11 protein-coding genes are annotated in these 14,778 nt (G+C 67.1%); 7 read left to right on the top strand and 4 right to left on the bottom strand.

The genetic code is table 11. The features are described 5' to 3' along the window. The first annotated feature begins 19 nt into the window (after window positions 1-19). From OMW55_RS06330 to OMW55_RS06310, 5 genes are all read left to right on the top strand, one after another. Window positions 20-907: a F0F1 ATP synthase subunit gamma gene (locus OMW55_RS06330; protein ID WP_264881658.1), complete on the top strand. Its 888-nt coding sequence runs from the start codon at window positions 20-22 to the stop codon at window positions 905-907. 52 nt (window positions 908-959) lie between these two features. Beyond that, window positions 960-2,414 (top strand): F0F1 ATP synthase subunit beta, encoded by a 1,455-nt coding sequence (atpD, locus tag OMW55_RS06325; RefSeq protein WP_264882028.1) that lies wholly within the window; start codon window positions 960-962, stop codon window positions 2,412-2,414. Next, window positions 2,415-2,675, top strand: coding sequence for an ATP synthase F1 subunit epsilon (locus OMW55_RS06320; protein ID WP_264881656.1), 261 nt, complete (start codon window positions 2,415-2,417; stop codon window positions 2,673-2,675). It begins immediately after the preceding gene. 324 nt (window positions 2,676-2,999) lie between these two features. Next, window positions 3,000-4,496 (top strand): CpaF family protein, encoded by a 1,497-nt coding sequence (locus OMW55_RS06315; RefSeq protein WP_264881655.1) that lies wholly within the window; start codon window positions 3,000-3,002, stop codon window positions 4,494-4,496. Window positions 4,497-4,559: 63 nt separating this feature from the next. Beyond that, window positions 4,560-5,360: a class I SAM-dependent methyltransferase gene (locus OMW55_RS06310; protein ID WP_264881653.1), complete on the top strand. Its 801-nt coding sequence runs from the start codon at window positions 4,560-4,562 to the stop codon at window positions 5,358-5,360. Here OMW55_RS06310 and OMW55_RS06305 read toward each other — a convergent pair. From OMW55_RS06305 to OMW55_RS06290, 4 genes are all read right to left on the bottom strand, one after another. Continuing rightward, the gene (locus OMW55_RS06305) at window positions 5,347-6,396 is read right to left on the bottom strand and encodes an LLM class flavin-dependent oxidoreductase (RefSeq protein ID WP_264881651.1); all 1,050 of its coding nucleotides are present in this window, start codon (window positions 6,394-6,396) and stop codon (window positions 5,347-5,349) included. The genes OMW55_RS06310 and OMW55_RS06305 overlap by 14 nt on opposite strands. After that, a complete protein-coding gene (locus OMW55_RS06300; protein WP_264881650.1) occupies window positions 6,393-7,310 on the bottom strand; it encodes an ATP-grasp domain-containing protein in 918 nt (305 codons plus the stop codon). Before OMW55_RS06300 ends, OMW55_RS06305 begins: the two co-directional genes overlap by 4 nt. A gap of 122 nt (window positions 7,311-7,432) precedes the next feature. Further along, complete coding sequence (locus OMW55_RS06295; RefSeq protein WP_264881648.1) at window positions 7,433-9,958, bottom strand: TonB-dependent receptor; 2,526 nt, start codon at window positions 9,956-9,958, stop codon at window positions 7,433-7,435. Window positions 9,959-10,048: 90 nt separating this feature from the next. After that, window positions 10,049-12,232 (bottom strand): CHASE domain-containing protein, encoded by a 2,184-nt coding sequence (locus OMW55_RS06290; RefSeq protein ID WP_264881647.1) that lies wholly within the window; start codon window positions 12,230-12,232, stop codon window positions 10,049-10,051. 88 nt (window positions 12,233-12,320) lie between these two features. Here OMW55_RS06290 and OMW55_RS06285 point away from each other — a divergent pair, with 88 nt between their 5' ends. Both OMW55_RS06285 and OMW55_RS06280 read left to right on the top strand, forming a co-directional pair. After that, a complete protein-coding gene (locus OMW55_RS06285) occupies window positions 12,321-13,391 on the top strand; it encodes a polysaccharide pyruvyl transferase family protein (protein ID WP_264881646.1) in 1,071 nt (356 codons plus the stop codon). Continuing rightward, complete coding sequence (locus tag OMW55_RS06280; RefSeq protein WP_264881645.1) at window positions 13,384-14,775, top strand: Coenzyme F420 hydrogenase/dehydrogenase, beta subunit C-terminal domain; 1,392 nt, start codon at window positions 13,384-13,386, stop codon at window positions 14,773-14,775. Before OMW55_RS06285 ends, OMW55_RS06280 begins: the two co-directional genes overlap by 8 nt. Window positions 14,776-14,778 lie beyond the last annotated feature (3 nt).

The following is a 14,778-nucleotide window of genomic DNA, read 5'->3' as shown; positions in this document are numbered from 1 at the left end:
CCGGACGGCGTAGCGGACCATGGCCAGCCTCAAGGCTCTCAAGCTTCGCATCGGCTCGGTGAAGTCGACGCAGAAGATCACCAAGGCGATGAAGATGGTCGCCGCGGCGAAGCTGCGCCGTGCCCAGAGCAATGCGGAGGCGGGTCGCCCCTATTCCCAGCGGCTGTCGGATGTCGTGGCGAGCCTTGCCGGGCGGATCACGATCGGGCCGGAGAGCCCCAGGTTGATCGGCGGCACTGGTAGTGACCAGCGCCACCTTATCGTGGTCGCTGCGTCGGATCGCGGGTTGGCGGGTGCGTTCAACACCAATATTGTCCGGGCGGTTCGCCGGGCGGCCGACGAACTGATCGGTCAGGGCAAGGACGTCAGCTTCTTCATCGTCGGCCGGAAGAGCCGGCCGGTGCTGCAGCGGCTGTTCCCGGGTCGGATCAGCGGTCAGCACGACACCAGCGAGATGAAGAACCCGACCTATGCCGATGCGCAGGCGGTGGCTTCCGAGGTGATGCGGCGGTTCGAGAATGGCGAGTTCGACGTGGTTCACCTCGCTTATTCCAACTTCCGCTCGGTCCTTGCGCAGGAGCCGACGGTCGACCAGATCATCCCGGTCCGGCCCTCCGCGGCAACAGCAGCCGCGGCGCCGACCACCGCGTCGGCGGTGGTCGAGTATGAGCCGGACGAGGAAGCGATCCTTGCCGACCTGCTGCCCCGCAACGTCGCCGTGCAGATCTACCGAGCGCTGCTGGAGAACCAGGCCGGTTTCTACGGCTCGCAGATGACCGCGATGGACAACGCGACCCGCAACGCCGGCGACATGATCAATCGCTTATCGATTCAGTACAACCGCCAGCGCCAGGCCGCGATCACGACCGAGCTGGTGGAAATTATCTCGGGCGCCGAAGCGCTCTAACCGAACAAGCAAGGCAAGGAAGAACGCCATGGCCACCGCCGCCGACACACTCATGCCGCAGGGCACCACCAGCAACCTCAGTGGCCGCGTCGCGCAGGTTATCGGCGCGGTCGTCGACGTTTCGTTCGAAGGCGAGCTGCCGCCGATCCTGTCCGCGCTCGTAACCGAGAACAACGGTTCGCGCCTCGTGCTCGAAGTGGCGCAGCACCTCGGCGAGAACGTCGTGCGCACCATTGCCATGGACTCGACCGACGGCCTGACCCGCGGCCAGGTGGTCAGCTCCACCGGCTCGCAGATCCGCGTGCCGGTCGGCCCGATGACGCTGGGCCGCATCATGAACGTGATCGGTGAGCCGATCGACGAGCGCGGCCCGATCGGCGCGACCGAGACGGCGCCGATCCACCGCGAAGCCCCGCTGTTCATCGACCAGTCGACCGAGACCAGCATCCTGGTCACCGGCATCAAGGTCATCGACCTGCTCGCCCCGTACGCCAAGGGCGGCAAGATCGGCCTGTTCGGCGGCGCCGGCGTCGGCAAGACCGTGCTCATTCAGGAGCTGATCAACAACATCGCCAAGGGCCACGGCGGCACCAGCGTGTTCGCTGGCGTCGGCGAGCGCACCCGCGAAGGCAACGACCTTTATCACGAGTTCCTCGACGCGGGCGTCATCGCCAAAGACGCCGACGGCAACCCGACTCCGGAAGGGTCCAAGGTTGCCCTCGTATTCGGCCAGATGAACGAGCCGCCGGGAGCGCGCGCCCGCGTCGCCCTGTCCGGCCTGACCCAGGCGGAATATTTTCGCGACGTCGAAGGCCAGGACGTGCTGTTCTTCGTCGACAACATCTTCCGCTTCACCCAGGCCGGATCGGAAGTATCGGCGCTGCTGGGCCGTATTCCGTCTGCCGTGGGCTATCAGCCGACCCTGTCGACCGACATGGGTGCGCTGCAGGAGCGGATCACGTCGACGAACAAGGGCTCCATCACCTCGGTGCAGGCGATCTACGTGCCCGCCGACGATCTGACTGACCCGGCCCCGGCGACCTCCTTCGCCCACCTCGACGCCACCACCGTGCTGTCGCGCGCGATTTCCGAACTCGGCATCTACCCCGCCGTGGATCCGCTCGACTCGACCAGCCGCGTGCTGTCGCCGGCGGTCGTCGGGCAGGAGCATTATGAGACCGCCCGCGCCGTCCAGGAGACACTGCAGCGGTACAAGAGCCTGCAGGACATCATCGCCATTCTGGGCATGGACGAACTCAGCGAAGAAGATAAGCTGACGGTCGCGCGTGCCCGCAAGATCCAGCGCTTCCTGTCGCAGCCGTTCCACGTCGCCGAGGTTTTCACTGGCATCCCTGGCAAGTTCGTGCCGGTCGAAGAGACCGTGCGCAGCTTCAAGGCAGTGGTGAATGGCGACTACGACCACCTCCCCGAGAGCGCCTTCTACATGGTAGGCGGCATCGAGGAAGCGATCGCCAAGGCCGAGAAGCTGGCGGCGGACGCGGCGTAAATGGCCGACCTTCGCTTCGAACTGGTTACGCCCGAGCGCCAAGTGATGGCGGCCGACGTCCACATGGTCGTCGTCCCTGGCACTGAGGGCGAGTTCGGCGTGATGGCGGGCCATGCCCCCTTCATGACCACGCTCCGGGACGGCGAACTGGCGGTGTATCGTACTGCTGGCGCCACCCCAGAGCGGATCACGGTCGGCGGTGGATTCGCCGAGGTCGGCGACCGCGGCTTGACCGTGCTGGCGGAGCGGGCTGAAGCTTAGGTTCCGGCGATGGTGACGATCATCACGGCAGGCTAGTTTCTCTCCGCTCGGGGAGAGTGCGCAATCCCGGAGTCCCACGGAGAGCTCGAGGCATCGCCAAGGGCATGATCCTGAGGCGTGAAGCAATGGGGCCAGCCAGTGATGATGAATGTCACGGGGCTGACCGGCGTGCCCGGCGAAATCCAATTCTTCACCAGCACTGTCGCCGTTCCGCCGGTCTTTACCCTGCCCGCAGGCTACTGAAGCCAGACCGCCCAGCGATTATCCATTCGTTTAAGTTTGCCCCTTATTCACCATTCCGACCAACCTCGGGATCAGGTGACGATGAACGCATTCGGCAAGCGCGGCGGCATGACTGGCGGCTCGGGAGCGCGACCCAGCTTCGGCGTGGCGCGGCCCATGAAGGGCGGCGCCGCAGGAACGGCTGAGCCCATCGGCCAAGCCGAGGACGTCCCTGCTCCGTTCGAAGGGCCCGGAGTCGTTGGCGGCGACGCAATGGATCGGCTCAACAGCCGCATGAACGCCAGCGGCGAACGTGCGGAGGGCAAGGCCGAAGGTTTCGAAGCCAGCGTCCACCGGATCAAGGAACAGGTCCTCCCCCGCCTCCTTGAGCGCGTTGACCCCGAAGCGGCCGCCACGCTCGGCAAGGACGAACTGGCCGAAGAATTCCGACCGATTATCGGTGAAGTTCTGGCTGAGCTGAAGATCACGCTCAACCGGCGCGAGCAGTTCGCGCTGGAAAAGGTGCTGGTCGACGAGCTGCTCGGCCTCGGGCCGCTCGAAGAGCTGCTGGCCGATCCGGCCGTGAGCGACATCATGGTGAACGGTCCGGACCAGACCTTCGTCGAGCGCAAGGGCAAGCTGGAAATCGCACAAATCCAGTTCCGCGACGAGGAGCACCTTTTCCAGATCGCCCAGCGCATCGTGAACAAAGTCGGCCGCCGCGTCGACCAGACCACACCGCTCGCCGACGCCCGCCTAGCGGACGGCAGCCGCGTCAACGTCATCATCCCGCCCCTGTCCCTGCGCGGCACCGCCATCTCCATTCGTAAGTTCTCCGAGAAGCCGATCACGCTCGACATGATGCGCGGTTTTGGGTCGATGTCGGAGAAGATGGCGACGGTGCTGAAGATCGCCGGCGCCGCGCGGATGAATATCATCATCTCGGGCGGTACAGGTTCCGGTAAGACGACGATGCTGAACGCCCTGTCGAAGATGATCGACCCGGGCGAGCGCGTGATCACCATCGAGGACGCGGCCGAGCTCCGGCTGCAGCAGCCGCACTGGCTACCGCTGGAAACCCGTCCGCCGAACCTTGAAGGTCAAGGCGCGATCACCATCCGCGACCTCGTCATCAACGCCCTGCGTATGCGTCCCGACCGCATCATCCTGGGCGAGATCCGCGGCCAAGAGTGCTTCGACCTCCTGGCGGCGATGAACACGGGTCACGACGGCTCGATGGCCACGCTCCACTCCAACTCCCCGCGCGAATGCCTCGCGCGTATGGAGAACATGGTGATGATGGGCGACATCAAGATCCCGAAGGAGGCGATCAGCCGGCAGATCGCGGATTCGGTCGACATCATCGTCCAGGTGAAGCGCCTCCGCGATGGCTCCCGCCGCACCACCAACGTCACCGAGGTGATCGGCATGGAAGGCGAGGTCATCGTCACCCAGGAACTGTTTAAGTTCGAGTATCTGGACGAGACCGCGGATGGCAAGATCATCGGCGAATACCGCTCGATGGGCCTGCGCCCCTATACGCTGGAGAAGGCCAAGCAGTTCGGGTTCGACCAGCCTTATCTGGAAGCCTGCCTCTAAACCGGACTTGCGCCAGGCCGACGTCCAGACCATCCCTGCCCTGCAATCACGTAGGAGTAGCCGATGATCCGCGCCGCCGTCCTCGCCACCGCCGTTCTCGTCGCCAGTCCTGCCGCCGGCCAGCTTGCCCGAGCCGACCAGGCCAAGCTGGTCCATGCGGTGAAGAGCCCTACCCGCTCCGCCGCAAACGCCGCGCGCGATCGCTATCGTAATCCGGTAGCGACCCTGACCTTCTTTGGCGTTCGACCAAATCAGACCGTTGTCGAAATCTTCCCGGGCGGCGGCTGGTACAGCGAAATCCTCGCCCCCTACGTGCTTGGCGGCGGTGGGACCTACTATGCCGCCGCGCCGGATCGCGGCCTCAACGGCTTCCGCAAGCTGCAGCAGTCCAAAGCCGACGTGTTCGGCAAGGCCCGCACCGCCATCTTCCCAGTCCGCGCACAAGGTGAGCAGGGCGTCCCTTCGGGCACCGCCGACGTGGTGCTGACTTTTCGTAACGTCCACAATTGGCTGATGGACGACCAGCCGTACGCGGAACTCGCCTTTCGGCAGATGTACGCCATGCTGAAGCCTGGCGGCGTGCTGGGCATCGAGGAGCACCGCCTGCCGGAAAGCGCACCGGCCGAGCGGGAGAAAACCAGCGGCTACCTCAAGGTCTCGACCGTGCGGCGGTTGGCCGAGCAGGCGGGCTTCCGGTACGTGGGTTCAAGCGAGATCAACGCCAACCCTCGCGACACGAAGGACTACCCGGACGGGGTCTGGACCCTGCCCCCAACGCTGGAGCTTGGGGACAAGAACCGCGCCCGCTACCTCGCCATTGGCGAGAGCGACCGCATGACGCTGAAATTCGTCAAGCCGCGCTGAGCGCCGGCTCGCGCACCTTGCCCATCACCTGCGCCGCGAAGCGGTCCATCTCCTCGGCCTGCGGGCTCATCTGGAGCAGCAGCAGGTCGAGCCCCGCGCCCTCGTAATCGGCGATACGCTGCGCCACCTGCTCGGGCGTGCCGACCAGGTTTGGGCGCAGGCCCCGGTTGGAGACGCTATATTCCTGCAGCTTGAGCTCGCGCTCCAGCTGGGTACCCGACAGCCACTGGTCGAAGTTGGCGAAGCCGGCGGGTGGGCGATCGGGCATCTGCGTGATCCGCTCCAGCTCACGCTTCGCTTCGGCCTCGCTGTCGCGGACGATGGCGAAGGCGGCCATGCCGTACTGCATGCGGCGAAGGCCACTCGCCTGCCGCCGCGCTTCCATGTCGGCGACCTTGGGGGCGATCGCCGCCACCGCGTCGCCGTGCATGACGTAGGCGTCGCATTGCGTCGCGATTAGGTTCTTGGCCGCGTCGCTCTCGCCGCCGGCATAAATGGTCGGGCGGGGCTGGCGCAGCGGCTTGGGCTCGCAGATGGCGTTGTCGAGGGTGTAGCGCTCACCCGCGAAGCTGAAGCGCTTCTCCCGCCACAGGCCGTTGACCACGGTCAGCCACTCGGCGGTGCGCGCGTAGCGGTCGTCATGGGCGTCGAACTGCAGTCCGTAGCCCCGCGCCTCTTCCGCCCACCAACTGCTGACGACATTCAGCGCCAATCGACCGCCGCTGATCTGGTCGATGTTGGCGGCCTGCTTGGCGAACAGGGCCGGCTGGTGGAAGTTGGGGCGGACGGCGACCATCAACTCCAGCCGGCTGGTCACCGCGGCGAGCGCAGCGGCCGTCGACCAGGCGTCGAGTGCCGGCTCCTCCACCCCCTTGATGTCGTTGAGGTTCAGTTCGGCGATCAGCGTCAAATCCCAGCCGGTCTCCTCCGAACGCTGGGTCAGGCGGCGCACATAGTCCCAGCTCGCCTCCATGCCCTCATTCCGATGGTTGCGCAGCCACCCGCCGAACACGGGCATCCAGTAACCGAACCTCATGCCCTCACCCTTTCGAGTTCCTGTTCGAGATAGTCCACCAACCGGTCGTGCGGGTCCCAGCCGAGCACTTCGCTCGGCTTGGCAACGAAATTGGACAAGGCATTGAAATCGTAAAAGCGTGGGGTGCCGTCGCGGTCGTCGATGACCACTTCCACCCCGCCGACGTCGAGCCCCGCCGCAGCCGCGATCCGCTCTGCCGCTTCGACCAGTTCGGGACCGGGATCGACGGCGCGCATCGCAATGGCGGCGCGGCCCGGCTCCGCTAAGCAAGCGTCCGCCGGGCACAGGTCGAAGGCCGCCCCAGTGGCGACCTCCAGTGCATAGAGAAAGCGGCCGGCCAGCGTCTCCAGTCGCAGGATGGTGCCGCCGCGCGCGGGCACATAGTCCTGCAGCATCAGGACGTTGTCGATCGAGGCCGGAACGTTGCCCTGCCGCACTGCGCCTTGGAGCGCCGCCAGATCGTCGAAGCGGACGATCCCCGCCCCGGCTCCACCGATGTTGGCCTTGACCAGGAGCGGAAAGCGCATGCCTTCGGCCGCGGATGGCAGGTCGGCGGCGCGGTGGACCACGCGGGTGTCAGGGATGCCGAGTCCCAATGAGCGAAACAGCGACAGCTGCCGGGCCTTGTTGCTGTCCAGCGCGAGCACGCCGGCGCCGTTCAGCACCCGCGCGCCCTGGCGCTGCCAATGGTCGAGCGCCGCGGCTGCGTAGAAGATCGGGTGCTCGGCTGCACGCAGGAACGCGGACATCGCAAGCCGGTTAAGGATCAGTCGCGCCGGTGGCGGCGCCGCGAGGTCGAACCGGTGATCCGTCCAGTCGATCGCCTGGTAGCGGATGCCGCGCCGGTCGAGCGCGGCGAACAGCGGTGCGAACCAACGCGGGTGTTCGTAGAGAATGGCAAGATCGGCAGTCATGAGCGCGCCATGTGCGGCGCTGGTGAGCGCCGCGCAACCGCGCAGCCCGGGAAAGCAAGCCGATGGCGGCCCGAAGCTCCGCCGCGCATCAAAGTTGCGCGGGCGGAGCTTGCCGAGGCCGATTATCGCTGACCGGAGCCCTGCTGATTTCGCCGGAAGAAGGTCGGCGGCGGCAGGAACAGCTTGCGCAGGCTGATGCTGACTGTGCGGCCCTGGGGGTCGAGCAGGTCGGACTGATAATTAAGCGGCACCTCACCGGCGAGGGTGCGGACGCGCTGGCGGGCGTCGAACAGGTTCGAGACCTGTAACCGCACCTGCGTCCCACGCAGCCAGGGGTGCTTCAGCGCCAGCTCCCACCGATCGCCTAAGTTGGCGAACAGGTTGAGGTTGAAGCGGGTCAGGCTGTTGAAGTCGAGGTCGCCGGTCCCGCCCTGCACGCTGCCGCCGCTGCGCCAGTCGGCCGACAGTCGGGCGCCAAGGCCATTGTTGAAGTAGCCAGCCTCTGCTTCGAGCCGATGACGCGGCCGGAACCCGCCTTCGACCGCGTCGCCCGACAGGTAGTCGATTGTTGGCAGGCCGGGTGCGATCCGCACCTGATCCCTGAACACCCAAGTATGATAGAGCGAAAGCTGGAGCCGACCGCCCTGGCCGAAGCCGCCGCGGCCGCCTCGACCGCCGCCGCCACCGCGGCCGCCCGGACCAACACCGCGACCATCACCGGGCGACGGGCCACCCTCCACGCGCGGAGCGCCGGCCGTAGGCGCACCACCCGCAGGCCCGCCGCGCCCTGCCCCGCCCGGAGCAACGCCGAAGCGACGACGGAACTCCTGGATCACGGATGCCGGCGGGCGCCGGGATTGCAGCGGCTTGCTGAAATTGAACCCCCACCGCAGCTCCGTGCGACTGGACTGGTCGAAGTTGACGGGCCGCAGATCAACACGGACGAGGTCGCCGGCGCCATTCCTGACGAAGCGGTCCGGGAATGCCGCCTCGATGGCTTCTGTTACGCCAGGGAAGCTGCTGATCGGATTGTCGGTCCGGGTACGCACCAGGTCGGCGCGCAGGTTGAGGTCGGTCTCGCTCAGCGGCCGCCAGGTGAGGCCGAGCTTCATGACCCGGCGGGTGTCGGCATCCAGCAGCGGGTTGCCGCCGCTGACGGCGTCCACGAGTGCGGTGTCGCCACGGGTAAAATCGAAGATGCGGCTGCCAGGCGTGATCAGAACGGGGTCGCCGAGCTGGTTGAGGGTTGGCGGACCTTCCTCGCGAGTCCAGCTGGCGATCAGCTGCAACCGCTCGACCGGCGACCAGTTCAGGCCGCCGCCGAGCGTCGTCAGCGTGCCGAAGTCGCTCAATTGCTCCACTTCGGCATTGGCGTTGAGCGTCAAATTGCCAAGCGCATCGAAGCTCGACCGACGGCGGGAAATTGGCAGGTCGAGGTTGATCGCGGCCGTTCCGCGCTGACGGTCGAGATCGCTGCTGGTCGGCACGCCCTCGCGGATCGCTTTGCTGTCGAGGCTCTGCGTGTAGGCGCCGGCACGCAGGGTTACCGCGCTGCGCCCGGCTGGAAGGCGGAACAGGGAGCCGTTGGCGACCAGCTCCAGGTTGCCGGTCTGGCTCAGCAGGCGAGCGCGGTCGGCAAACCCGACCGGCACGTCATTCTCGCGATCGGTGTCGGTCTGCGTTCGGGCGATGTCGTAGCCGCCGGTCAGCGACCAGCGCCATTGGTCGAGGTTGCCGTTGACCGCAATACCGAGATGGCCGGACAGGGTGTCGGCGTTGCGGTCCAGCGCGGTGCCGGGAACGAGCAGCGACGGCCCGAGCAGATTGTCTCGGCTGCTTTTCTCGACTTGGCCATCGATGGTGGCGGACATGGAGCCGATCGGCCGGTTGTGCGTGCCACCGACCCGAACCAAGCGCTGCTCGCCGGTCAGGCTACGGAACGGGCGTGGATCGGGGCCGGAGCCTGCAAAGGAGATGTCGCGCTCGTCCTCGGTGAGGCCGCTGCTGTTCTCGGCGTGGGCGTTGAGCGTCGTGCGGGTGTTCTCGCCGATCAGCAGGCGGGTGATGTCCCCCTCCTGGTTCGACGAGCCGCCGCCGGTAGGCAGGCCGGCCTCGGCCCGGACCGAGGTGGAGCGGAAACGCGGTCGCAGCACGATGTTCACCACACGCTGGTCCGCCCGATAGCCGTACTTGAGTGCGACCTCTTCCGGCAGGATGTCGAGCCGCAGGATGGCTTCGGGCGGCAGGTCGCGGATCTCGCGAAAGCCGGATATGCGGCGGCCGTTGAGTAGCACGACCGGCTGGCCAGCGCCGCGGCCGCGAGCGCTGCCGAGCTGCGGTGCCAAGGCATCGAGCAGCTCGCTGACGCTGGTCGCGCCATAGGCCCGGATGTCGCGGCTGGAGAGCGTGTTCTCCGGCGGAATGTCCCCGATCACTGCTGTTGGGTCGCGGCGGGCGACAACCGTGATCTCGGCCGCGTCATCCTCGTCGACACCGGCAGTCGGGTTCTGCTCGGTCGGCTGGTCGTCGGCGGCGCCGGCCGGAGCTGGCGTGGCCGTCGCTGCCGGGTCGGGGATGGTCTGGGCCGCTGCAGGGCTGGTGCAGGCAAGGGCAAGAAGGGCGGTGCTGGAAAGGAGAGTTCTCGTCATGCCGGGTCCGCTACACCACGACACGGTGAATGACGGATGAGCGCCGGAGCCGCTTCGACCAGCGGGCGGCGGGGCCCGACCGGCTGCATTTCAGACGACCACGGCCGGGCGTGCGGGCGCGTCGAGCACCTCGCGGACCTTGGCCGCGAGCTGAGTGATGGTGAACGGCTTGGCGAGCAGTTCAACCCTCTGCTCCACCGCGCCGCTGCGGCCGAAGCCGCCTCGAGCGAAGCCGGTGGTGAACAACAGACGGATGTTTGGGTGCCGCTCGCGGATGGCGGCGGCGAGCGCGATGCCGTCCATCTCCGGCATGACAATGTCGGTGAAGACGAGGCGCACCCCTGGGTGGCTCTGGAGGCAGCGCAGCGCCTCCGCGCCATTCGCAGCGTGGATCACCGTGTAGCCAAGGTCGCGCAGGGCACCGACGCTGAGCAGGCGCACGTCTTCTTCGTCCTCGACCGCCAGGATCAGCTCGTCGGCCCGGCCGCGGGGCAGCTGCTCGGGGCGCGGCAGCGAGGGCACGGCTTCCTCCATCGCCCCTGCGCCGGCGTGCCGCGGGAGGTAGAGCTTGATCGTGGTGCCGCGGCCCGGCTCGGAGTAGATGCCTAGGTGGCCCCCGGTCTGCTTAACGAAGCCGAACACCTGCGGCAGGCCGAGGCCGGTGCCCTTGCCCACTTCCTTGGTGGTGAAGAAGGGTTCGAGCACCCGGGCTTGCACTTCCGGCGTCATCCCTTGTCCCGTGTCGGTAACGGCAATCAGCACATAGTCGCCTGGCTCAACCTCTGCGTGGCGGGCGGAATAGCTTTCGTCCAACTGGCAGTTGACCGTCTCGATGGTCAGCCGACCGCCGTCCGGCATGGCGTCACGCGCATTCACAGCAAGGTTGAGGATGGCGCTTTCGAGCTGGCTCGGGTCCGCGAAGGTGGACCATAGGTCGCCGGCCTGCACCGTCTGGAGCTGGACCGAGCCGCCCAGCGTGCGGCGAAGCAGTTCGCTCATGTCGCCGACCAACGCATTGACGTCGAGCACGCTTGGCTGGAGCGTCTGCCGGCGCGAAAAGGCGAGCAGCCGCTGGGTCAGTTCGGCCGCCTTGGTCGCGCCCTTGAGCGCCTGCTCGATCAGCTTGTGCAGGCGCGTGGGGTCGTCCGTGTGCCGGGCGAAATCGAGGCTGCCAATGACCACCGCGAGCATGTTGTTGAAATCGTGCGCCATGCCGCCGGTGAGCTGCCCGACCGCCTCCATCTTCTGCGCCTGGAACAGCTGCGCCTCGGCCTCGCTGCGGGCTTCGGCCTCGGCCCGAAGCCGTGCGTTGGCTTCGCGCAGCTCGGCGGTTGCGACGTCGACTCTGCGCGCAATACGCTCCACCGTGCGCCCCTGCTGGTAGGACAGCGCCGCCAGCAGGGCGGAGGCGAGCACGCCAAGCACCCCGACGAGAATCGGCAGGGTGAGCGGTGCGGCACGCTCGAACTCGTCAGTGGTCTCAACGGAGATCTGCAGGTCGCGGCCGGCGATCGGCAGCGTTGTGGTCCGGTGGTGCCGTGGCAGTCCGGGCTCCGTGCCGTTGGCAAAAAGCCGGTTCTCGGCCGTGACCGGACCATCGTAGACTGAGATCCGCAAACCGGCATATTCCGGCTTGCCAAAGATGCTGCCGAACAGGTCGCGACCGCGCAGCGGGCTGTAGACCCAGCCGCGGAACACGCCGTCCTCGCTGCGCGCCGGGATATACAGCAGGAAGCCTGGCTGCCGGTGGGCATGCGTGTCCTGCACCAGTTGCACCACGCCCGACAGCGCCGGCTGGTCCGTGTTCCAGGCGCGCAGCATGGCTTCGCGGCGGGTGCTCTCCGTCAGCATGTCGATGCCGAGCGCCACACGGTTGCGCCGGTTCAGCGGAGCGATGAACCGGATGGCGGAGCGCAGGCCGGCACCGCTTGCCTCCTGGCCCGAGATCGGCCGCCCCTCCAAGCCGGCCTCGACGTAGCCGATACCCAGGATGCCGGGGTAGTTGCGGTCGAGTTCCAGCCCTCCGACGTAAGCGGCGAAGTCTGCTTCGGTCACTTCGGTGCTGGTCCGAAACAGCCCACGGGTGCCGCGCAGGAGGGCAAGCTGCAGGTTCATCTTGTTGGCCACGGCGGTAACCGCCCCCGCGGCGGCCCCCTCGAACCTGGCCAGGCTGCGCCGCTCCTCGGCCCGGGCGAGCTGCGACGCGGCCAGCCAGGATACCAGCAGGCCGAGCAGCAGGATGACCGCTGGGGCGAGGTAACGACGCTTGAACACGCTCAGCAAACGGGCAGGACGCGATACAGGTTCATTGCGGCGCGGTACCGATCCGGAACCGCGACGGCAAACAGGGCATTAGACGGACATGGCGGGCAACAAGCGCATCGGGGTTCTCACCTTTCATCGGTGCATCAATTATGGGTCGTATTGGCAGGCACGGGCACTGGTGGAGGGCCTGCGCGAACGGGGCCACCAAGCGGAACTGCTCGACCACCGGGACGGACAGGTCACCTGGGCCGAGTGGCGCTGCGCCTTTCAACCGACCCTGCCTGAGCGCACGTCGCGCAGCGATTTCCCCAGTTACGCCGCCAAGGCCCGTCGTTTTCTCCAGGCGTTCCATGCGCTGCCCGAAAGCGCACCGTTCGACCTGCACGACCCGGCCGGGCTGGAAAGCTATGACGCGATTGTCGTGGGCAGCGACGAAGTATGGAACCTGTCGCACCCTTGGTATGGCGGAAAGCCGCTGTTCTACGGGTCCGGCCTGCCGACAAAACGGATCGTATCATACGCCGCCAGCTTTGGTAATTACAGCTGCCACTGGGGCATAGGCGAAGGTTATGCCGAGCAGTTGAAGCGGTTCGACCGGCTCTCCGTCCGCGACGAGAACAGCTACTGGCTGGTCCGTGGCTGCACCGGACGGGAGCCCGCCGTGGTGCTCGATCCCGTGCTGCAATGGCCGGAGGTCAGCGCGGTCGGCGAGGTGCCATCGCGTCCACCGTACATGCTGCTGTACGGCCACAGCTTCCCAGACTGGTACTTGCGTAAGGTCAGGGCGGCTGCCGACGAGCATGGGCTACAGCTCCTCAGCATCGGCTACCGTAATCCGCTCGCGGACGAACAGCTTCTATCGGCCGGGCCGTTGGAGTTTGCGGCCGCTGTGGCCGGCGCTTCGGCGGTGGCGACCAACTTCTTCCACGGCTGCGTGTTCGCGCTACGCCACGGCAAGCCGTTCGCGGCGGTGTCGACCCCGTACCGCCACAACAAGCTGCGCGACCTCATGACGACGGTCGGCGCCGAGGACCGCCTGATTTTGGAGGAACCAACCAACGGGCTGCTGTCGCACCTGCTAGCCGAGCCACTGGCACCGGCCATCGACGAGCGCATACGCGAGCTTCGCCTTGCGTCGAACACCTTCCTCGACAACGCCCTTGCCTGAGCCGGCCCTGTCGCCGCGCGACATGATCGCATCTGGGCTATGTATCGGCTGCGGCAGCTGCGCGAGCACGGACCAGCGCGCCGCGATGCGTTGGAACAGCTACCGGCAACTCGAGCCCACGGGACCCGACGAGTGGTTACGCCAACCTTCGGCCGATCTTGCGCGGCGCTGCCCGTTCTCGCCGGCGGCGGCGGATGAGGACCGGATCAGCGCCGAGCGTTTCGCCATGCCTGCCGAGCGCGACGCACGGCTCGGCGCGGTGGAAGCCTGCTTCGTCGGGCATGCGGCGGAACCAGGCTTCCGCGAGAATGGCAGCTCGGGCGGCCTGGTCAGCTGGGTTGCGGCCGAGCTGCTGCGCTCAGGTCGGGTCGACGCCGTGGCGCACGTCATCCCGGTTGATCCGGAGGGCGGCGAGTTCTTCCGCTTTCGCCTGTCCCGCTCTGTGTCCGAGCTCTTCGAGGGCGGCAAGTCGCGCTATCATCCGGTCGAGCTCAGCGAGGTGTTCCGCACTGCGCGCGCAGAGCCTGGCCGCTACGCGATCGTCGGCATCCCATGCTTCATCAAGGCGGTGCACCTCGCGCGGCGGGCGGAGCCGGTGCTTGCCGAGCGGATCACGCACACGCTCGGCCTGTTCTGCGGCCACATGAAGAGCGCCCGCTTTGTTGAAAGCTTTGCCTGGCAGCTAGGCGCGCCGCTGCCGGAGGTCCGCGCCGTCGACTACCGGATCAAGGACGCTGGTCGGCCCGCCAACTGGTATCGGGCGCATCTCACCCTCCGCGACGGGTCGACCCGATCGCAGGATTGGTGGCACCTCGCCGACGGCGACTGGGGTGCGGGGTTCTTCCAGTCCGAGGCATGCAATTGGTGCGACGATGTCGCTGCGGAGACCGCCGACATCGCGTTCGGCGATGCCTGGGTCGAGCCTTACAGCTCGGATGGGCGCGGCACCAACGTCGCCGTGGTGCGATCGCCCGAGGTGCTGGTGCTCATTCGGCAAGGCATTGCAGACGGGCGTTTGGCGCTTGAGCAGGTCAGCGCCGACTTTGTGGCGGATACTCAGGCCGCGGGCTTCCGCCATCGCCGCGAGGGCCTCGCCTATCGGCTGAGCTGGATGGGTACCCGGCTGAAGCGGGTCCGTCCGGTTAAGCGGGTCGCGCCGGGCGGGCGCGACCTGCCGCTGCGCCGCAAGCTGGTCTACCGCACCCGGGCGCTGATCGCCCGATGGAGTCACCGCCTTGCCCTGGCCGCGCACCGGACCGGACGACCGGCGCTGTACCTGCGGCCGGCGCGCGTGGCCCTGACGGTCTACGGTGCCTTGGCCTGGGGACACGGGCGCGTTGGGCAGTGGCTCGACCGTATCCTGCCCAGGCCAGCGAAGCCCTGAGTC

Origin of the sequence: Sphingomonas arvum (assembly GCF_026013565.1) — a bacterium.
In the GTDB taxonomy this organism is placed as follows: Bacteria; Pseudomonadota; Alphaproteobacteria; order Sphingomonadales; family Sphingomonadaceae; genus Sphingomicrobium; species Sphingomicrobium arvum.
This window is presented reverse-complemented; position numbering and strand designations above follow the sequence as displayed.